Source organism: Vibrio japonicus, assembly GCF_024582835.1.
GTDB lineage: Bacteria > Pseudomonadota > Gammaproteobacteria > Enterobacterales > Vibrionaceae > Vibrio > Vibrio japonicus.
Map to the genome: position 1 here is coordinate 652658 of NZ_CP102096.1, position 19380 is coordinate 672037.

Annotated in this window: 20 protein-coding genes; 16 read left to right on the plus strand and 4 right to left on the minus strand. The window is 45.0% G+C overall.

The window, feature by feature from the left end:
• Window positions 1-279 precede the first annotated feature (279 nt).
• Complete coding sequence (locus tag NP165_RS03105; RefSeq protein ID WP_257084882.1) at window positions 280-1644, plus strand: sodium-dependent transporter; 1365 nt, start codon at window positions 280-282, stop codon at window positions 1642-1644.
• A 62-nt stretch (window positions 1645-1706) separates the two neighbouring features.
• Here the strand turns inward: NP165_RS03105 and NP165_RS03110 are convergent, their stop codons facing one another.
• From NP165_RS03110 to NP165_RS03125, 4 genes are all read right to left on the minus strand, one after another.
• On the minus strand, window positions 1707-2801 hold the full coding sequence (locus NP165_RS03110; protein ID WP_257084883.1) for a succinylglutamate desuccinylase/aspartoacylase family protein: 1095 nt from the start codon (window positions 2799-2801) through the stop codon (window positions 1707-1709).
• Window positions 2761-3666 (minus strand): 30S ribosomal protein S6--L-glutamate ligase, encoded by a 906-nt coding sequence (rimK, locus tag NP165_RS03115; protein WP_257084884.1) that lies wholly within the window; start codon window positions 3664-3666, stop codon window positions 2761-2763. The genes NP165_RS03110 and rimK overlap by 41 nt, the downstream gene beginning before the upstream one ends.
• The gene (locus NP165_RS03120) at window positions 3666-4106 is read right to left on the minus strand and encodes an ATP-dependent zinc protease family protein (RefSeq protein ID WP_257084885.1); all 441 of its coding nucleotides are present in this window, start codon (window positions 4104-4106) and stop codon (window positions 3666-3668) included. Before NP165_RS03120 ends, rimK begins: the two co-directional genes overlap by 1 nt.
• A 291-nt stretch (window positions 4107-4397) precedes the next feature.
• Window positions 4398-5870 (minus strand): aminoacyl-histidine dipeptidase, encoded by a 1473-nt coding sequence (locus tag NP165_RS03125; protein WP_257084886.1) that lies wholly within the window; start codon window positions 5868-5870, stop codon window positions 4398-4400.
• Window positions 5871-6333: 463 nt separating this feature from the next.
• Between NP165_RS03125 and vcdP the strand changes: the two genes are divergently transcribed.
• The 15 genes from vcdP (at window position 6334) to pgpA (ending at window position 19346) form a co-directional block, all read left to right on the plus strand.
• Complete coding sequence (gene vcdP, locus NP165_RS20145; RefSeq protein WP_503169888.1) at window positions 6334-6420, plus strand: small protein VcdP; 87 nt, start codon at window positions 6334-6336, stop codon at window positions 6418-6420.
• Between the two features lie 470 nt (window positions 6421-6890).
• Entirely contained in the window at window positions 6891-8180 is a 1290-nt protein-coding gene (locus tag NP165_RS03130) for an NCS2 family permease (RefSeq protein ID WP_257084887.1), read from the plus strand.
• A 77-nt stretch (window positions 8181-8257) separates the two neighbouring features.
• Window positions 8258-8722 (plus strand): xanthine phosphoribosyltransferase, encoded by a 465-nt coding sequence (gene gpt / locus NP165_RS03135; protein WP_257084888.1) that lies wholly within the window; start codon window positions 8258-8260, stop codon window positions 8720-8722.
• A 99-nt stretch (window positions 8723-8821) separates the two neighbouring features.
• Window positions 8822-10069, plus strand: coding sequence for an esterase FrsA (frsA, locus tag NP165_RS03140; RefSeq protein WP_257084889.1), 1248 nt, complete (start codon window positions 8822-8824; stop codon window positions 10067-10069).
• 101 nt (window positions 10070-10170) lie between these two features.
• Entirely contained in the window at window positions 10171-10560 is a 390-nt protein-coding gene (crl, locus tag NP165_RS03145) for a sigma factor-binding protein Crl (RefSeq protein ID WP_257084890.1), read from the plus strand.
• Window positions 10561-10742: 182 nt separating this feature from the next.
• Window positions 10743-11876 carry a glutamate 5-kinase gene (gene proB, locus NP165_RS03150; protein ID WP_257084891.1) on the plus strand — a complete coding sequence of 378 codons (1134 nt, stop codon included), beginning with the start codon at window positions 10743-10745 and terminating at the stop codon, window positions 11874-11876.
• A 55-nt stretch (window positions 11877-11931) separates the two neighbouring features.
• Window positions 11932-13182 carry a glutamate-5-semialdehyde dehydrogenase gene (locus NP165_RS03155; protein ID WP_257084892.1) on the plus strand — a complete coding sequence of 417 codons (1251 nt, stop codon included), beginning with the start codon at window positions 11932-11934 and terminating at the stop codon, window positions 13180-13182.
• Between the two features lie 103 nt (window positions 13183-13285).
• Window positions 13286-13735 carry a transcriptional regulator NrdR gene (gene nrdR / locus NP165_RS03160; protein ID WP_257084893.1) on the plus strand — a complete coding sequence of 150 codons (450 nt, stop codon included), beginning with the start codon at window positions 13286-13288 and terminating at the stop codon, window positions 13733-13735.
• 12 nt (window positions 13736-13747) lie between these two features.
• Window positions 13748-14854, plus strand: coding sequence for a bifunctional diaminohydroxyphosphoribosylaminopyrimidine deaminase/5-amino-6-(5-phosphoribosylamino)uracil reductase RibD (gene ribD, locus NP165_RS03165; RefSeq protein WP_257084894.1), 1107 nt, complete (start codon window positions 13748-13750; stop codon window positions 14852-14854).
• Window positions 14855-14856: 2 nt separating this feature from the next.
• A complete protein-coding gene (locus NP165_RS03170) occupies window positions 14857-15510 on the plus strand; it encodes a riboflavin synthase (protein ID WP_257084895.1) in 654 nt (217 codons plus the stop codon).
• A 61-nt stretch (window positions 15511-15571) separates the two neighbouring features.
• Complete coding sequence (gene ribBA / locus NP165_RS03175; RefSeq protein ID WP_257084896.1) at window positions 15572-16681, plus strand: bifunctional 3,4-dihydroxy-2-butanone-4-phosphate synthase/GTP cyclohydrolase II; 1110 nt, start codon at window positions 15572-15574, stop codon at window positions 16679-16681.
• Between the two features lie 173 nt (window positions 16682-16854).
• Complete coding sequence (gene ribH / locus NP165_RS03180; protein WP_053408902.1) at window positions 16855-17325, plus strand: 6,7-dimethyl-8-ribityllumazine synthase; 471 nt, start codon at window positions 16855-16857, stop codon at window positions 17323-17325.
• Window positions 17325-17792, plus strand: a complete 468-nt coding sequence (nusB, locus tag NP165_RS03185; protein ID WP_167421412.1) for a transcription antitermination factor NusB — start codon at window positions 17325-17327, stop codon at window positions 17790-17792. Before ribH ends, nusB begins: the two co-directional genes overlap by 1 nt.
• A 72-nt stretch (window positions 17793-17864) precedes the next feature.
• Window positions 17865-18830 (plus strand): thiamine-phosphate kinase, encoded by a 966-nt coding sequence (gene thiL, locus NP165_RS03190; protein WP_257084897.1) that lies wholly within the window; start codon window positions 17865-17867, stop codon window positions 18828-18830.
• A gap of 12 nt (window positions 18831-18842) precedes the next feature.
• On the plus strand, window positions 18843-19346 hold the full coding sequence (pgpA, locus tag NP165_RS03195; protein ID WP_257084898.1) for a phosphatidylglycerophosphatase A: 504 nt from the start codon (window positions 18843-18845) through the stop codon (window positions 19344-19346).
• Window positions 19347-19380: the final 34 nt, after the last annotated feature.

Below are 19380 nucleotides of genomic sequence, written 5' to 3' on the forward strand. Positions count from 1 at the left end.
GCGCTCTTTTTGTTTGTAGAATACAGACTCATCGAAAAACTCCGCCTTGCTTTCAGTATTTTGCCTACGCTATTTCTGAACACGGGCTTAGTATGGCCCGTTTAAAAGCGACATTTAAATTTTTTATAGAATAAAGGTGGGATGTACGCGTAAATCTACACACGTAATACCTATTATATGGATTAACTGTCGAGTAAATAACCAGTCAGTTCTTGTTGTGTAGCGCATATTGCTATATTGTACTAGTCAACTAGTTCATTGGTATCCTATGTTAGCAATATGACACAACAAACCTCTTCTCAGCCCCGCGAGCATTTTGGTTCTCGCTTAGGTTTTATCCTTGCTGCGGCAGGTGCGGCAGTAGGCCTTGGAAACATCTGGGGTTTTCCTACTCAGGCTGCAAGTAACGGCGGCGGTGCTTTTCTTTTGGTGTACTTGGTGATGATTTTGGTGGTTGCATTTCCTATGCTGGTCGTAGAAATGGCAATCGGTCGTCATGGTCAAGCAAACCCAGTCGATAGCATGCGTTCACTCACATCAAACGCGACTGGAAAAACATTGGGTGGGGCAGTTGGCTGGATAGGTTTGAGTGTGCCTAGCGCTGTTCTAGCCTTTTATAGCATCGTCGGTGGTTGGTTAATCTGCTTCTTACTTGGCGCGATTTGCGACGTGTTGGGTATGGAAACGGCAACCGCTTGGTTTAAAGGTTTTAGCGTAGAGCGCAACCTGTTTGGTACGATTACGTTTTATGTGCTTACCGTCCTAATTGTTCAAGGGGGTGTTAAGCAAGGTATTGAGAAGTGGTCAACTCGCCTGATGCCAGCGCTATTTGTTCTGTTTGCTCTTTTGTTTGTGTACATTATGACGCAAACAGGTGCAATGGAAGGGCTTAAACACTATCTAGTGCCTGACTTTGAAAAGATCATGGATCGCAAATTGGTTCTTGCGGCGATGGGACAGGGCTTTTTCTCATTGACGATTGGTGGCTGTTCAATGCTGATCTACGGTTCTTACTTGAGCAAGAAAGAGAATTTGCCCAAAATGGCGATGAATGTGACGTTAGTTGATACTGCGGTTGCGTTTATTGCTGGCTTGGTGGTGATGCCAGCCATGTTTGTTGCCATGCAAAAAGGTGTGCAGATCTACGCCGAAGATGGTTCGCTACTCAGCTCTGATACGTTAGTCTTTACTGTACTGCCATTGATGTTTGATAGTTTAGGGTTGCTTGGTCAACTGTTTGCAATTGTATTCTTTCTACTTCTGACCATTGCTGCACTGACTTCTTCTATCTCTATGCTTGAATGCCCAGTGGCACTCGTAGGTGAGCGTTTCAATACCAAGAGAAGCACAACCAGTTGGGTGTTAGGTGGTGTTATCGCGCTCTTTAGTGTGGTGATCGTCTATAACTTTGGAGAGCTGTTTGGCCTTGTCGCAACGGTCGCTACTCAGTATCTACAACCAACAGCGGCATTACTGTTCTGCCTATTTGGTGGTTGGGTATGGAGCCGACACTCAAAAATTAAAGAGTTGGAACAAGGTTTCCCTGAATTCTCGTTAGGCTGGTTTGGTAAGTTGTGGCCTGCTTATGTGAAGTTTGTTTGTCCAGTTTTGGTCGCCACAGTGATTTGGGCTTCCTTTGGATAACCGAACAAAGAAATAGCAAAAAGCCCGCATGTTGAATTGCGGGCTTTTCGTTTAGGGTTCGATTACATTGATGGTGTGGTGATTTGTCCGGTTGTTAGAGGCTCTCGATCAGCATCAGTCACATCTTCAATAAACTCACCTACCGCTTGTTCGACTTCTTCGTCATCTTCTCTAAAGTAGGCTAAGTGGAACACGGCATCCCCTTCATTGACCAAAGGCAATGTTTGCTGACCGATAACTATCCCGCTTTTGGGTGCGGTAAGCTCAATCTCACTATGGCCGAGCGGGGCACTGATGTAAGCCAGCACCTGACCCTTATCCACTTTGTCGCCCAACGTCACCAGCGTACGTAAAATGCCATCGTTCTCTGCTCGCATCCAGCTGGTGGATTTCGCGATAACAGAGGAAGGCAACTTCTTACGACTTGCTCTTAGCATTCCAATTGCGCGCATTACGCGCTGAACACCTAAAAAGCCTGCATTGATGCAGATAGGTTCAAAGCGAAGTGCTTCACCTGCTTCATAAGTTAACACCGGTATACCGAGTTTTTCGGCTTCACTGCGCAGTGAACCATCGCGCAGTGGTGAGTCAATAATCACTGGCGTTGCAAATGCTTGTGCAATCCTTAGCGATTCAGGGTTACTCAAATTTGCCCGGATCTGTGGCAGGTTGGTACGGTGAATCGCGCCAGTGTGCAAGTCCAAGATATAATTGCAACGTGTGGCTACCTGGTCAAAAAAGGTGTGTGCCATTCTGGATGCTAATGAACCTTTTTCGCTGCCAGGGAAGCATCGGTTTAAATCGCGGCGATCGGGTAGGTACCGGGATTTATGAATAAATCCAAATACGTTGACGATCGGCACGGCAATTAAAGTCCCTTTCAGTCTATCAGCATCAATGGTGTTGATGAGATGACGGACAATTTCTACCCCGTTGAGCTCATCACCATGGATCGCAGCGTTAACCATAAGAACGGGGCCCGCGTATCTGCCGTTGACGATCTCCACCGGAATAGAAAGCGGTGAATGGGTATAAAGTTTAGCTGCTTCCAGCTCCATCATTTTACGTGTCCCCGGTGAGATAGACTCACCGAGAAATTCGAATGCGCTATTGCGTTTAGCCTTTACCACGCGTTCTTGTCCTTTGGCTTGATGCATTTTTCTCAATAAATGCGACGATCATCCCTGCAATGTCTTTTCCGGTTGCATGTTCAATGCCTTCCAGACCTGGAGATGAGTTTACTTCCATGACTAGTGGTCCACGCTCAGAACGAAGGAGGTCAACCCCAGCCACATTTAATCCCATTATTTTTGCCGCTTCTACGGCTGTTCTGCGCTCTTGAGGTGTGATTTTCACCAAAGACGCGCTTCCGCCTCTGTGCAGGTTGGAACGGAATTCACCTTCTGCACCTTGGCGCTTCATAGCTGCAATTACGCGGTCGCCAATCACAAAGCAGCGGATGTCCGCACCGCCCGCTTCTTTAATGTACTCTTGCACCATGATGTTGGCTTTTAGCCCTAGGAATGCTTCGATAACACTTTCAGCTGCTTTGCGCGTTTCCGCTAGAACCACACCAATGCCTTGTGTACCTTCCAGTAGCTTAATAACAACTGGTGCGCCACCTACCATGTCAAGTAAGTCTTTAACGTCATCTGGCTTACTTGCAAAGCCTGTGATCGGCATTCCAATCCCTTTGCGTGAAAGCAGTTGCATTGAGCGTAATTTATCACGAGAACGCGTAATAGCGACAGATTCATTTACCGGGTAAACGTGCATCATCTCAAATTGTCGAAGCACCGCAGTACCATAGAAGGTCACCGATGCGCCGATACGTGGGATGATGGCATCAAAACCTGCTAACTCTTCACCTTTAAAGTGAATCTCAGGCTTATCCGAGTTGATATTCATATAACAGCGAAGGGCGTCGATGACTTTCACTTCGTGACCGCGCTCTTTACACGCTTCAATCAGACGACGGGTTGAATACAGCTTAGAGTTGCGAGACAGAATACCAATTTTCATTAATTACTTTCCTCGAAAGGGACTAAAAACGATTCGACCGGATCCACTATGATGCGATTGTGCATCGCGGTCCGGCCTAATAACATACGAAAAGCCATGTTTTCTCGGTTGGTCAGCGTTATTTCGATTGGCCAAGTTTCACCGCCAATCGCCAAGTCAGTTTTGATGACATAACGCATTTCTTCATGACCACCAGAGTCGCGTACGACACGCTCATCGAGAACTTCAGCTTCGCACATAACTTCTACATCTGAGTTACGCTGAATCGGGTGAATCCAGAATCTCACCCAAAGAGTTTCGTCTTTCTCAAAGGCTTCTACTTTGAATGCGTGTAAACAAGAAGTTTTGGCTCCGGTATCGATTTTTGCGTTAATTTTTCTAATACCTAAATTTGGCAAGCTAAGAGCTTCACGCCAACCTACTAATAGTTTTTCTTTCATTGCAGTAATAATCTTTTTAGAGAAGATGAAAGATGCTTGATGGAATTTAGCATCCCCAATGTAACTCGTTTGAGTATAGACGAGTCTGGCTTGAAGAAGGGTAAGGGACCCACCCCAGGGTGCTTCAAGAAGCGCGAATTTAGCAACCTTAAGTAGGAGTGACTAACTAAAAAAGATCACCGTTACGACAAAATTAATTTATTGAGTGATAAGAATTATTTGGAAAAAAGAGCAATAAAAAGCCAGCGCTGAGGCTGGCTTCATAGTGACTTTGTCGTTAAGAGAACGAGATTATGCTTTTTCTGGAATTGCTTCGAGTAGCGCTACCATCTGATCCCAATACAGTGAAACTGTGTCGATTTTTACCTTCTCATCCGGAGAGTGTGGGAACTTAATAGTAGGGCCAAAAGAGACCATATCCATATTTGGGTAAGGTTCTTTAAACAAACCACATTCAAGGCCCGCATGAATCACCATAATGTTCGGCTTGTGACCGTAAATGCCTTCATACATATCACGGAAGATAGCCATGATTTCTGAGTCTGCATCAGGCTTCCAGCCAGGGTAAGCACCAGAGAACACAATCTTCGCACCAGCAAGTTCAGCAACAGAAGTCAGCATGCTTTCTACTTGATTGCGGCCAGAGTCAATCAGTGAACGAACAAGACATAAAACTCGAATCTTGTCTGCTTCTGTCGTGATAACACCAACGTTAAGTGATGTTTCTACCACGCCTTCGATTTCGTCACTCATGCGAACCACGCCGTTAGGGCAAGCGTTCAGAGCAGCAATGAAACGTTGTTGATCGGCAATAGCCAGTACTTGATCTTGTGTATCAATTGCTTTGTTGAATGAGACGATGTTTGTCTCAATTTTACCGAGTTCTTGAGTCAGCAGATTAGTGTAAAACTCAAACAACTCTGCCAGTTTAGCTTCGTTTTCAGCTGGAACCGCCACAGTAACGAATGCTTCACGAGGAATGGCGTTACGTAAGCTGCCGCCACGGAATTCAATTAGGCGTAGGTCGAGTTCTTGCGCGTGGCCAGCTAAAAAGCGCGCCACCAGTTTGTTTGCGTTGCCGCGACCCGTGTGAATATCACAACCAGAGTGGCCGCCTTTTAAGCCTTTTAGGATAAGCTGACGCGTCACGTAGCCTGTTGGAAGTGCTTCGCGTTTGATGTCGAATGTCATTTCACCATCAATACCGCCCGCACAGCCCATGTATACTTCGCCTTCTTGCTCTGAGTCAGTGTTAAGAAGGATGTCACCTTCCAACCAACCAGCTTCAAGGCCAAATGCACCAGTCATGCCTGCTTCTTCATCAATAGTGAGCAGAACTTCAATCGGGCCATGCTTGATATCTTTTGATGCCAGTACAGCAAGGCAAGATGCCATACCAATGCCGTTGTCCGCACCGAGTGTTGTGCCTTTCGCTGTGACCCATTCGCCATCGATGTATGGTTGGATAGGATCTTTGGCAAAGTCATGCTCAGTGTCTTCGTTCTTTTGCGGAACCATATCGATGTGAGCTTGAAGAACGACCCCTTTCTTGTTTTCCATACCTTGCGTCGCAGGCTTTTTAATAAAAACGTTGCCTGTTGGATCACGACGAACTTCTAAGCCTTGTTCTTTCGCCCACTCGATAATGTATTGAGCTAATGCTTCTTCATGCTTAGAAGGATGAGGGATAGAACAGATCTTATCGAAGAACTGCCACAATGGGGCAGGGGATAAGTTGCTGATTTCAGAATGGAATTCGGACACGGATGGCTCCTTTTTCGAACAATGCCAGATCTTATAAAGCAAATATTGGGATTTGCTAGAACAAAAAACCAAATCTGACTTATAAATTAGAGGAACTAAGAATAGCACCACCTGAGCCTAGGTAATAGTAAAAGCAGAAACGAAAATGGTCGAAGGCATCACAGAATTTGAACTGAATCACACACGCTGATCCGCATGAAATCTTATGGTTAAGCTCAAAATATTCGTAATGTAGTAATAATTTTGTAATTTAATTACACGGTTCATTTGATCTTAGTCACTTTATGAACTTTATGTGATTTGAGTCACGATTTTTCTTGTAATTTAATTTCTTTAAGTTATAGTGGTCACAACTTCGAAAGCGAAGACAAAATGCTCAAAGGATGAGTCCGATTTGTCGCCTCCAGGGAACCGAGAAATCAGAATTTGTTATCTATTTAACTTGATTTAGAAGGTGATGTTTATGAAAGGTTTACCAAGTGCAGCGTTCTGGATAAACAGCTCTGTTTACACTAGCAGCTTTGCATACCCAACAACTTTTGGTTACTAACCTAAAGCTTGTAACTCTCGAACAGTTTTGTTCACCCCTATATATTGGAATTTATTTACAGCTCCTTTTGAGCTGACATGATTCAACCGCCACTCATTCATTGAGTGGCGTTTTTTTATCTTATCTTTTTGCGTTCATAATAGGCTCCGATCCTGACTTGAGGATCAAAGTTGTGTTTTATTCGCATAAACACATACAACCTTTCTTATCTCGAACAGATCATCCGCTGAAAGTTTGCGACATGGTGCAAAAAAACATCTTTTAGAATTTTTATTCAAAAAAGTCGTTATCCATTGATTCTCTGCGCTTTTTCTTAACCCTGTGACGCTCTCTGCCATGTCTAAGTACTGATTACTAATAAAAATATTAGTTTTAGACCGAAATCCGTCTGGAATTTGATATTTGATGACTTTATAATCCCCGCCAATCGATTACGCAACCGTTTACCTCTCACCCTCTAGGATTCGATTATGTTCGAAAAACTATTTAAACTCAGTGAAAACGGCACGAACGTGAAAACTGAGATCATCGCAGGTATGACAACCTTTTTGACGATGGCCTACATTGTATTTGTGAACCCAGCGATTTTGGCTGATACAGGTATGGACCGTGGCGCTGTCTTTGTCGCGACATGTTTGGCAGCGGCCATTGGCTGTTTCATTATGGGTTTTGTCGCTAATTACCCTATTGCTCAAGCTCCAGGTATGGGGTTAAACGCATTCTTTACGTATTCGGTTGTACTTGGCATGGGCTACACATGGCAAGTTGCATTGGCAGCCGTATTTTGCTCGGGTCTTCTTTTTATTCTTCTGAGCGTGTTTAAAATTCGTGAATGGATCATAAACTCGATTCCGCTATCGTTACGTACGGGCATTTCTGCGGGCATCGGTCTGTTCCTTGCGTTTATTGCACTGAAAAATGCAGGTATTGTTGTCGATAACCCAGCGACGCTAGTTTCTTTAGGTGCCATAACATCGGTGCCTGCTGTGCTTGCATCGGTTGGTTTCTTTATGACAATTGCTCTTGTTCATCGCGGTGTTAAAGGTGCGGTGATGATTGCGATTCTTGCGGTTACAGGCCTTGGTCTTTTGTTTGGTGATGTGCAATGGAACGGCGTGATGTCAACGCCACCAAGCATTGCGCCGACTTTTCTTCAGTTAGATTTTTCTGCTGTCTTTGAAGTTGGCATGATCTCTGTTGTATTTGCCTTCTTGTTTGTCGATTTGTTCGATACCGCAGGTACGCTCGTTGGTGTGTCTCAAAAAGCGGGTCTAGTGGGCAAAGATGGCAAGATTCCTCGTCTTAATAAAGCGCTTCTGGCGGATTCGACAGCAACTTCAGTCGGTGCTCTTCTAGGCACATCGAATACAACATCGTATATCGAGAGTGTTTCTGGTGTTTCTGCTGGTGGCCGCACAGGTTTGACCGCAGTTGTAGTTGGTATTTTATTCTTACTTGCACTATTCTTCTCGCCATTAGCAGGAATGATTCCAGCATACGCGACCTCTGGTGCTCTATTTTACGTAGCTATTCTGATGCTTTCTGGCTTGGTAAGTATCGATTGGCGTGATTTAACAGAAGCGGCTCCGGTCGTAGTAACGTGTCTATTAATGCCACTGACGTTCTCTATCGCAGAAGGTATTTCTTTTGGATTTATTGCGTACGCTGCTATCAAACTGTTTAGTGGTAAAGGTCGCGGTGTATCTCTAAGTGTTTGGATTATGTCTGCTATCTTTATCGTTAAATACATCGTCGCTTAAGTAGTTTTTAAAGGGTCTGTAATCCGGAGCTATTCTGGTTTACGGGCCCTCACAATTTTAGATTTAGGTTAATAACAATGAGCAAGAAATTCGTCATTACTTGGGACCAAATGCATGCATACTGCCGTGAGTTAGCAGCAAAACAGATGCCAGCAGAACAATGGAAAGGTATTTGGGCAGTAAGCCGAGGTGGTTTAGTTCCTGGTGCAATCCTAGCGCGTGAATTAGGTATTCGCTATGTAGATACCATCTGTATTTCTAGCTATGACCATGATCACCAACGTGATATGAGCGTTCTAAAAGCGCCAGAAGGCGATGGTGAAGGTTACCTTATTGTTGAAGATTTGGTCGATAGTGGTGATACGGCTCGTCAGCTACGTGATATGTATCCTAAAGCGAAATTGATCGCAGTATGTGCGAAACCATCAGGTGCTGCGTTGCTTGATGACTATGTTGTGGATATTGCTCAAGAAACTTGGATTGAACAGCCGTGGGATATGGCTATTCAGTACATTGAGCCTATCAATCGCAAGCAAAAATAACGAAACGTAGCGATAACTTTCAGTTTCTTGATAAATGACCCTTCACTGGGTCATTTTTTTTATTACTATTGATTAAACAGCAATTATCCAGGTTCTCCTATGTCCGAAGAAGTGAGCAAAAATATCTCTGAGACTCTATTTGTTAAACACAAACAAGCAAGAGAAACTTCAGCTCTGATTCAATATATGCCGAGTAGTCAAACGTTTTTGGAAGAAAAGCGTGAGAAAGAAGGTTATCGATGGTATCGCAACCTGCGCCGAATGCAGTGGGCGTGGCAGGGGTTAAACCCCATTGAGATAGAGGCCGTTCTTGCTAAAATCGCGTCTTCCAAGCACTCCAGAACTCAGGAACAATGGCTGGACACAGTCATGGGATACCATAGCGGCAACTGGACGTACGAATGGATCAAGCTTGGCATGCTTCATCAAAAACGTTCGGGTGAACTAAAAGGAGAGGAAGCGGCGGATGAACTTTTTAATGCTTCCTTATGCTACAGCATTGCCGGTTATCCCCACCTGAAGAATGATAACTTAGCGCTACAGGCTAGGGTCCTTGCTAACAGTGCCTATGACGATGCGGCCAAAAAAACGAAGTACATTGTTAAGCGTATTGAAGTGCCTTATCAGAACAAAAAGATTATCGCGCATCTTCATTTAACGAACACAGATAAACCTCAACCAGTTGTGATGGTGAGTGCTGGGTTAGATAGCTTACAAACGGATCTTTGGACGTTATTTAAAGACCATTTCGCAAAAAAAGACATTGCGATGCTCACTGTCGACATGCCTTCTATTGGACATAATACTCATTGGAACCTCACAGAAGATACCTCATGTTTACACCAAGCGGTCCTCAACGAGCTTCACAATATTCCTTGGGTGGACCATTTTAGAGTAGGCTTAATTGGGTTTCGCTTTGGTGGTAATGCCATGGTGCGCTTGTCATTTTTGGAACAAGACAAAATTAAAGCTTGTGTTTCGTTAGGTGCACCTATTCATTCGGTACTTTCTTCACCTGAAAAGCTCAAGCAGATGCCTCAAATGTATTTAGATGTATTGGCCTCGCGTTTAGGCAAAAGTGCGGTCGACATTCATAGCTTAGCGAGTCAATTGAAGGCATGGTCGTTAAAGGTACAAGGCATTCTTTCTAGCCGGAAAACCAAAGTGCCAATCTTGGCGATGAGTTTAGAAGGGGATCCAGTTTCACCGTATAGTGATAACCAGCTCGTTGCAATTTTTAGTGACTATGGTAAGGCAAAAAAAATCAGTTCCAAAACGATTACAAAAGGATATGAGCAATCCCTCGATTTGGCTATTCAGTGGTTGGAGGACGAGCTAACCAGGTGACATACGGTACGATTTGGGGGACACTGAAACTAAGGGCACTGTAATAAAGCTTTAATTGTGCACCTGTAATAATAAATACAGTCATGAATACGGAGATTCATATGTCTGACTTAATAAAAAGTCCAACCCATTATCGCTTGCTTTCCTCACTTCGCTCGATTGGTCCTTATTTACGTGAACCTCAATGTGTAGATGGGTCTTATCTTTTTGATTGTTTGTCTGTGTGTGTTAACGACAAAAAGTCACCGGAAAAGAGAGAGTTCTGGGGGTGGTGGTTAGAGCTTCAAAAACAAGGAACCTGTTATCAAGCTCTTTATCGAACTGGTCTATATGACACGACAGGGGATTGGCTGGACGAAGAGCTGCCGAAAAATGTCGTAGGTGATGTGAATCGAACTCAGGAAGAGTTTCATAATAAGCTGGTTGAAACTATGAAATCTGAGTTTGATATACAGATAGAATTACACGAAGAATCTGTTGAATTCGTCTGATTTACACCTGTTATATCTTTTCTCTACTAAAAAGGCGCCTTTTGGTGCCTTTTCTACTTGTGAATTTGTGCTTGGGTTGCTAAAACAACAGGTCTGGACGCCATTTTGCTATAACGCTGTAAATCCAACAGTTTGCTCAAATGGCTTAGAACCCTGTTTATTTTATTGATAGCAGAACGAGAATGAATCAAGAATGCGGACAAATACTACAACCTAAAACGGTGGTAGTTAAACTAGGTACCAGTGTTTTGACTGGTGGTACGTTGGCGTTAGACCGTGCTCATATGGTCGAATTAGCGCGTCAGTGTGCAGAGCTAAAAAAACTAGGCCATTCAGTGGTCATGGTATCGTCGGGCGCCATTGCTGCCGGACGTGAGCACCTAGGTTACCCCGCACTCCCCAACTCGATGGCGAGCAAACAGTTGCTTGCAGCCGTGGGTCAGAGCCAATTGATTCAAACTTGGGAAGCCTTGTTTGGCATCTACGGCATTAAGATCGGTCAGATGCTGTTGACCCGTGCAGATCTAGAAGATCGAGAGCGTTTTCTCAACGCGCGTGACACTATCAATGCGTTGGTCGAAAACGACATCATCCCAATTGTAAACGAAAATGATGCGGTAGCGACTAGCGAGATTAAAGTTGGTGATAACGACAACTTATCTGCGCTAGTGGGTATTTTGTGTGGCGCAGACAAGTTATTGCTACTGACCGACCAAAAAGGCCTGTTTACCGCCGATCCACGTAAAGACCCAGATGCGGAACTGATTAAAGAAGTCAAAACCATCGACGATACGCTACGTAAAATTGCCGGCGGCAGCGGCACGACGTTAGGTACGGGTGGTATGGCAACTAAGCTTCAAGCAGCAGATATTGCACGTCGCGCTGGTATTGAGGTGATTATTGCCGCTGGCAGTGCGCCGAACGTGATTTTTGACTCGCTCGGTGATGAGCCACACGGAACTCGTTTCTTACCGTGTGAAGAAGCACTAGAAAACCGTAAGCGCTGGATTCTTGCTGGGCCAGCAACGTCCGGTGATATCGTTATTGACGAAGGTGCTGTCAACGCTGTGTTTGGCAAAGGAAGCAGTTTATTGGCAAAAGGGGTGACAAAGGTCAGTGGCGAGTTCGAGCGTGGTGACGTAGTCAGAGTGACTGACGTAAACGGTAAGCTCGTTGCTCGTGGTATCTCTAGTTACTCGAGCAAAGACATGGCCAAAATCATTGGCAAACACAGCAAAGATATTTTAGGAATCTTAGGTTATGACTATGGGAACGAAGTTCTTCATCGTGACGATATGGTTGTAATCCAAGAGTAATACCAATCTCTATTTCTGCATTAAAAGTGATATTGGTATAAAAGAGGGAAGTATAGTGGAATTGAATTTTATGGGTAAAGCTGCCAAAGACGCGGCTTTCCAACTTGCAACAGCTTCAACAGCACAAAAAAACAAAGCGTTGGCGATCATTGCCGATGAATTAGAAGCAAACGCGGCTGACATATTAGCGGCTAACAAGAAAGATATTGATTTGGGTCGTGAAGCGGGTTTAACCGACGCTTTACTTGACCGTTTATTGCTTAACGAAGCGCGTTTAAATGGCATCGCTAACGATGTACGTAATGTGATCAGCCTGAATGACCCTGTCGGTAGAGAAATTGACAGCAAGGTTCTGGAAAACGGCATGTCTTTGTCTCGTCGTCGCGTACCACTTGGTGTGGTGGGCGTGATTTACGAAGCGCGTCCAAATGTGACTATTGATATCGCGGCACTGTGTCTAAAGACGGGTAACGCAAGCATCCTGCGTGGCGGTAAAGAAACTTTCTTCTCTAACATGGAGTTGGTGAAAGTTATTCAATCGGCACTTGCAAAAGCGGATTTACCTGCTGCGGCTGTTCAGTACATAGAGAAACCGGATCGTGAGTTGGTATCACAACTGCTAAAGCTCGATGAGTATGTTGATATGATCATTCCACGAGGCGGTGCTGGCTTACACAAAATGTGTAAAGAAAACAGCACTATCCCAGTGATTATTGGTGGTTTCGGTATCAGCCATATTTTTGTGGATGAAAGCGCAAACCTTGATAAATCACTGGATGTGGTGGAAAACTCAAAAGTTCAACGTCCTTCGGCGTGTAATTCACTCGATACTTTGCTTGTGCATGAAAAAGTCGCGGCTGAATTTTTGCCGAAACTGGCTGAGCGCATGAATGACAAAGTCACCTTTGTTGCTGAAGCAAAAGCGAAGTCTCTGATGAGTAATGCTAAAGAGATACGCGACGCAGTTGATGGTGATTTTGATACCGAATGGTTGAGCTACACATTGGGCGTTAAAGTTGTCGCAGATGTGAAAGAGGCGATTGACCATATGCGAGTTCACAATGCCAGCCATTCCGATGCCATCATGACAAACAGCTTAGAAAACTCTGAATTGTTTATTAACTCGGTAGGTTCGGCGGCAGTCTACGTGAACGCTGCGACCCGTTTTACTGACGGCGCACAATTTGGTTTAGGTGCGGAAGTGGCGGTATCAACACAAAAACTGCATGCACGCGGCCCGATGGGGCTGGAAGAGCTAACCAGTTACAAATGGGTTGGTAAGGCGAATTACTTATCGCGTAGTTAACAAAAACGTGTGATGGGTTGATTAAAAGGGGCTGTTCGGCCCCTTTTGCTTTTCTTAGCTTTGTTAAATCCGCTACACTAACTGGCATTATTTTGGAGGTGATATGCATTGTCCTTTTTGTTCAGAAAATGATACTAAGGTAATTGACTCCCGTTTGGTTGCTGATGGTCATCAGGTTCGTCGTCGTAGGCAGTGTCTGGCGTGCAACGAACGTTTTACCACGTTTGAAACCGCAGAGTTAGTGATGCCTAAAGTGATAAAATCCAACGGTAACCGTGAACCATTTAATGAAGATAAAATGGTGGGCGGTCTGCAAAGAGCGTTGGAAAAGCGTCCTGTCAGTGCCGACGCGGTAGAGTTAGCGATCAGCATGATTAAATCTCAGCTACGAGCAACGGGTGAGCGAGAAGTGCCGAGTGAAATGATCGGTAACTTGGTGATGGATCAGCTTAAAGAGTTGGATAAAGTCGCCTATATCCGTTTTGCATCGGTTTATCGCAGCTTTGAAGATATTCGAGAGTTTGGCGAAGAAATCGCGAAACTAGAAGATTAATGGTCACGCTCAATGTCTGAATTCACTTCTCTAGATTTTCAAATGATGTCGCGAGCCATCGAGTTGGCAAAAGGCGGCATCTATACTACTCCTCCAAACCCGAATGTCGGTTGTGTTATTACGCGTGACGGTGAAATTGTCGGAGAAGGTTTCCATTTTAGGGCTGGTGAGCCTCACGCCGAAGTGCACGCATTGCGTATGGCTGGAAACCAAGCCGAAGGTGCAACGGCTTATGTAACGTTAGAGCCTTGCTCTCATTACGGAAGAACGCCACCTTGCGCTGAAGGATTAATTAACGCCAAAGTTGCCAAAGTCATTTGTGCGATGCAAGACCCGAACCCGCAAGTCGCGGGGCGTGGTATTCAAATGCTGCGTGAGGCGGGGATTGAAGTACAGGTAGGCTTGCTTGAACAAGATGCCAATGCTCTGAACCCAGCGTTTATCAAACGCATGAAAACGGGTATGCCATATGTGCAGCTGAAAATGGCGGCGAGCCTAGATGGACAAACCGCGCTTGCTAATGGCCAGAGTCAGTGGATAACCTCCCCGCAGGCACGACAAGATGTGCAGAAGTACCGTGCGCAAAGTGGTGCGATTCTCTCGACCAGCAAAACAGTAATTGATGACAATGCATCGCTGAATGTTCGTTGGGCTGACCTTCCTAAGAGTGTTCAAGCTAGTTATTTGGAACAGGGTTTACGTCAACCTGTTCGGGTCATTCTTGATAGACAAAATCAGCTCACACCTGAACTTAAACTGTTTCACACAGGCGGTGACAAGATAATCGTATCTGAGCAAGGGAATCTGACTCCCAAGATAAACCATCAACAACAGATTGACTTGAGAGAGACGTTGGCAGATCTAGCAAACTCTCACAATATTAATCATGTTTGGGTAGAAGCAGGCGCGACACTAGCGAGTAGCTTAATACAAGCAGAGCTGGTGGATGAGCTTATCCTTTATCTAGCACCTAAAATAATGGGTAGTGATGGCCGAGGTCTACTCGGTGCGTTAGGGTTGGATTCTATGGCTGACGTTATTGAGTTAGACATAAAAGATGTAAGACAAATTGGTAAAGATATCAGAATCGTTGCCAGTTTATTGAAAAAAGAAATGTAATCATGTTTACAGGTATTGTAGAAGCAGTCGGTACTTTGGCTGCAATTACGCCCAAGGGCGAAGATATTAGCGTAACGGTCGAAGTCGGCAAATTGGACATGTCAGACGTAAAGCTGGGTGACAGTATTGCGACCAACGGTGTGTGCCTAACTGTAGTGGCGTTTAGTCAAACGAGCTATACCGCAGACCTTTCGCTTGAGACACTGAAAAAAACAGGCTTTGCGGATTATGAAGCGGGCGATAAAGTCAATTTAGAAAAAGCGATGTTGCCGACGACCCGCTTCGGTGGACACATTGTGTCTGGTCATGTTGATGGCGTGGGCGAAATTGTTGAGCGCAACATGGTTGGGCGTGCGATCGAATTTTGGGTTGCGATGCCAAGTGAAATAGCCAAGTACGTTGCCGAAAAAGGCTCAATCACAGTGGATGGCATTAGCTTAACGGTAAATGCGCTGCGTAAGGGGGCTTTTAAGCTCACTATCGTTCCTCACACAGGGGAAGAGACCACGATTGCTGACTTCCACGTTGGGCGCAAAGTGAACTTAGAAGTTGATGTACTTGCACGTTACATGGAACGTCTATTGACGGCGCAGAATGAAGAACAACCAGAGTCCCGTATTACGATGGACTTTTTACGACAAAATGGATTCGCCTAAGCAAAGGCAATCTGGGCTACATAAAACAATTCGCCGCTAGAAGCTGAGATAGGAAAAAAAGATGCCAATTAGTACGCCAAAAGAAATTATTGAAGATATTCGCCTTGGAAAAATGGTCATTCTGATGGATGACGAAGACCGTGAAAATGAAGGTGATTTGATCATGGCTGCGGAGCATATCACTCCGGAAGCGATAAACTTTATGGCAACTCATGGCCGCGGATTGATTTGTCTAACGATGACGAAAGAGCGTTGTGAAATGCTAGGCCTACCACCTATGGTGCAAGACAACAACGCCCAGTACACGACAAACTTTACCGTTTCAATCGAAGCGGCTGAAGGGGTAACGACCGGTATTTCGGCAGCCGATCGCTCTCGCACAGTACAAGCAGCGGTAGCCAAAGATGCTAAAGCCGCAGATTTGGTTCAACCAGGACATATTTTTCCATTGGCAGCGCAAGAAGGCGGTGTCTTAACTCGTGCTGGTCACACAGAAGCAGGTTGTGACTTGGCTCGTCTGGCGGGGCTAGAACCAGCGGGTGTGATCGTAGAGATTCTGAATGATGACGGTACAATGGCACGCCGCCCAGATCTCGAAGTGTTTGCTGAAAAACACGACATTAAACTGGGCACGATTGCCGATCTGATTGAGTACCGCAACAATACAGAAACGACGATTGAACGTGTTGCAGAGTGCAAACTGCCTACAGAGTTTGGTGAATTCGACTTGGTTACCTATCGTGACACAATAGATAACCAGGTGCACTACGCACTGTGCAAAGGAGAGTTAAAGGATGCTGCGCCATTAGTACGTGTTCATCTGCAAGATACATTTACCGATTTGCTTCGCAGTGACCGAAATGCAGAGCGTAGTTGGACGCTGGATAAAGCGATGAAGCGTATCGGTCAAGAGGGCGGGGTACTGGTTATTCTGGGCAATGAAGAATCGACGGATCTACTTATCCACCGCGTGAAGATGTTTGAAGCACAAGATAAAGGCCAAGCACCGACGTTGGCGAAAAAACAAGGTACTTCACGTCGTGTTGGTGTCGGCTCACAAATTCTGGCGGATTTAGGTGTTCACGATATGCGCCTTCTATCATCGACAAACAAAAAATATCACGCATTAGGTGGTTTTGGCCTGAATGTAGTGGAATATGTCTGCGAGTAATCGCTAAATCATATGAAATAGCCGGAGGGGTAAGCGGTCGAATAAGCGTTTGCCCTTTTTACATCCCCTCCTTTAGTGAAGGGAGGAATACGAAATTTCCATTAGATATTGCTCACAATTCTATGCTAGAATCCGGCGATTCTCACTTGATGAACATAGTTAAAGGAAAGCTTATGAAAGTGATCGAGGGTGGCTTCCCAGCGCCAAACGCAAAAATTGCTATCGTTATTTCTCGTTTCAACAGTTTTATTAACGAAAGTCTATTGTCTGGTGCAATCGATACTTTAAAGCGTCATGGACAGGTTAGCGAAGAAAACATTACTGTAGTTCGTTGTCCTGGTGCAGTGGAATTACCTCTTGTTGCTCAGCGTGTAGCAAAAACAGGTAAGTTCGATGCGATCGTGTCTCTAGGTACAGTAATTCGTGGTGGTACACCACACTTCGACTATGTTTGTAGTGAATGTAACAAAGGTCTTGCGCAAGTTTCTCTGGAATACAGCCTTCCAGTAGCATTTGGCGTCCTGACTGTTGATACAATTGACCAAGCTATCGAGCGCGCAGGAACCAAGGCTGGTAATAAAGGTGCAGAGGCTGCACTGAGCGCACTTGAGATGATTAACGTTCTTTCAGAAATTGATTCCTAATGGGGGCCAGTGTGAAACCAGCCGCACGTCGTAATGCACGTCGATTCGCTCTACAAGCGATCTACTCATGGCAAATTACCAAAGAGAATGTTGCCACTATTGAAGAGCAGTTCTTATCTGGTGGTAAGTATGATGAAGAAGAGCATCATGCCGCAGAACCAGCACTTGCAGCTCCAGAAACTGACGTTGCCTACTTCCGTGACCTACTAACAGGTGTTGTGCTAAGTCACACAGAGCTAGACAGCAAGATTCGTCCTTATACTGCACGTCCAATGCAGGATCTGGACATGATGGAGCTAGCATTGCTTCGCCTTGCTATGTATGAAATGACACGTCGTGAAGACGTACCTTACAAAGTGGTTATCAACGAAGCGATTGAACTTGCAAAAGTATTCGCAGCTGAAGACAGCCACAAATTCGTGAACGGTGTGCTTGATAAAGCAGCACCTCACGTACGTAAGAAGTAATAGATTTCAAAAATAAAAAGGTCAGCAATCGCTGACCTTTTTTATTCGTACTCAACAATCTGTGGAATTCCTATGTCTGGTGAATTTAATCTGATTGATAAATACTTTGTTGGCAGACAACAGCAGCGTAAAGATGTGCTGTTAGCGGCAGGTGATGACTGCGCATTGGTTCAAGTGCCACAAGGTTTATCTGTCGCCATCAGCACTGATACCTTAGTTGCTGGCACTCACTTTCTTCCAGAGGCTAATCCTTCTTGGGTGGCACACAAAGCACTCGCGTCGAACATCAGTGATCTTGCTGCAATGGGGGCTACTCCTTCATGGGTTTCTTTTGCGCTCACTATGCCAGAGCCGGATGAAGAATGGTTAGCACCGTTTTGCGATGCATTTTTCCAGCTTGCCGATTATTTTGGCATCCAGTTGATTGGCGGAGATACCACAAAAGGGCCTTTAAGCTTAACACTGACGGTCCAAGGGCTGGTTGACCCTGCAAAAGCACTGCGACGAAATGGTGCTCAAATTGGTGATAGAATTTATGTCACGGGTGAATTGGGTGACAGTAAAGCAGGCCTTGATGTTATTCTGAATCGAGATCTTTCACAGAAACCTTTTGCCAGTGAACTTGAGCTGAGGCATTACCTATCCACTCCGCGCGTTTTAGTCGGTCAGGCTCTATTAGGGTTGGCGAGTTCGGCGATTGATATTTCAGACGGGCTGATTTCTGACGTGAAACATATTTTACAACGCTCGAATGTCGGTGCCAGTATTGATGTTTCCAAGCTTCCTGTGTCTAATGAGTTAGTCCAGTTTGTTGGCGATCGAGAAACTGCGCTCCAGTACGCTCTCACGAGTGGAGAGGAATATGAGCTTTGTTTTACCGTGCCTGAGCAAAACCAAGGTGCGTTAGAAAGTGCATTAGCTCACTGCGGCGCGAAGATAACGTGTATCGGGCAGATTAGACCTCAAGGTACGTTTGATCTTCACTCTCAGGGCGAAGCGCTTAATTGGTCACTGAGTGGCTATGATCATTTCAAATAAATAGACAGCAGTATGACAAACCCATTATCTCGAATTTCACTGAAAAACCCTTGGCACTTGCTTGCAACGGGTTTTGGTAGTGGCTTATCTCCGATCATTCCTGGCACGATGGGCACGCTCGCAGCGGTTCCAGTGTACTTATTACTTGCGCAGCTACCGCTCTTTTTGTACATGCTGGTGGTTATTGTTTCTTGTGTGGTGGGGATTAAGATCTGTCAGGTAACATCTGATGATATGGGTGTTCACGATCACGGTTCTATTGTGTGGGATGAATTCGCTGGGCTATGGATTACAATGTTGGTTGTACCATGGTTTGGTTTGTCAGCATTTGATTGGAAGTGGCTTCTGATAGGGTTTGTCTTGTTCAGGTTTTTTGATATGGTCAAACCTTGGCCTATTGGCTGGCTAGATAAGCGTGTACACGGCGGCTTAGGAATCATGTTAGATGACATCGTCGCAGGTGTCATGGCCGGGGTGTCACTCTATTTAGTGGGTCTGTATTTAGGCTGGCTATAAACACTGACTATAAATAAAGGCTTCCAAGTGGAAG

Excerpts from the sequence above, each read along its gene's own strand:
- NP165_RS03105 (WP_257084882.1), top strand. The coding sequence starts at position 280 with ATGACACAACAAACCTCTTCTCAGCCCCGCGAGCATTTTGGTTCTCGC.
- NP165_RS03110 (WP_257084883.1), bottom strand. The coding sequence starts at position 2,801 with ATGCATCAAGCCAAAGGACAAGAACGCGTGGTAAAGGCTAAACGCAAT.
- rimK (WP_257084884.1), bottom strand. The coding sequence starts at position 3,666 with ATGAAAATTGGTATTCTGTCTCGCAACTCTAAGCTGTATTCAACCCGT.
- NP165_RS03120 (WP_257084885.1), bottom strand. The coding sequence starts at position 4,106 with ATGAAAGAAAAACTATTAGTAGGTTGGCGTGAAGCTCTTAGCTTGCCA.
- vcdP (WP_503169888.1), top strand. The coding sequence starts at position 6,334 with ATGAAAGGTTTACCAAGTGCAGCGTTCTGGATAAACAGCTCTGTTTAC.
- NP165_RS03130 (WP_257084887.1), top strand. The coding sequence starts at position 6,891 with ATGTTCGAAAAACTATTTAAACTCAGTGAAAACGGCACGAACGTGAAA.
- gpt (WP_257084888.1), top strand. The coding sequence starts at position 8,258 with ATGAGCAAGAAATTCGTCATTACTTGGGACCAAATGCATGCATACTGC.
- frsA (WP_257084889.1), top strand. The coding sequence starts at position 8,822 with ATGTCCGAAGAAGTGAGCAAAAATATCTCTGAGACTCTATTTGTTAAA.
- crl (WP_257084890.1), top strand. The coding sequence starts at position 10,171 with ATGTCTGACTTAATAAAAAGTCCAACCCATTATCGCTTGCTTTCCTCA.
- proB (WP_257084891.1), top strand. The coding sequence starts at position 10,743 with ATGAATCAAGAATGCGGACAAATACTACAACCTAAAACGGTGGTAGTT.
- nrdR (WP_257084893.1), top strand. The coding sequence starts at position 13,286 with ATGCATTGTCCTTTTTGTTCAGAAAATGATACTAAGGTAATTGACTCC.
- ribD (WP_257084894.1), top strand. The coding sequence starts at position 13,748 with ATGTCTGAATTCACTTCTCTAGATTTTCAAATGATGTCGCGAGCCATC.
- NP165_RS03170 (WP_257084895.1), top strand. The coding sequence starts at position 14,857 with ATGTTTACAGGTATTGTAGAAGCAGTCGGTACTTTGGCTGCAATTACG.
- ribBA (WP_257084896.1), top strand. The coding sequence starts at position 15,572 with ATGCCAATTAGTACGCCAAAAGAAATTATTGAAGATATTCGCCTTGGA.
- ribH (WP_053408902.1), top strand. The coding sequence starts at position 16,855 with ATGAAAGTGATCGAGGGTGGCTTCCCAGCGCCAAACGCAAAAATTGCT.
- nusB (WP_167421412.1), top strand. The coding sequence starts at position 17,325 with ATGGGGGCCAGTGTGAAACCAGCCGCACGTCGTAATGCACGTCGATTC.
- thiL (WP_257084897.1), top strand. The coding sequence starts at position 17,865 with ATGTCTGGTGAATTTAATCTGATTGATAAATACTTTGTTGGCAGACAA.
- pgpA (WP_257084898.1), top strand. The coding sequence starts at position 18,843 with ATGACAAACCCATTATCTCGAATTTCACTGAAAAACCCTTGGCACTTG.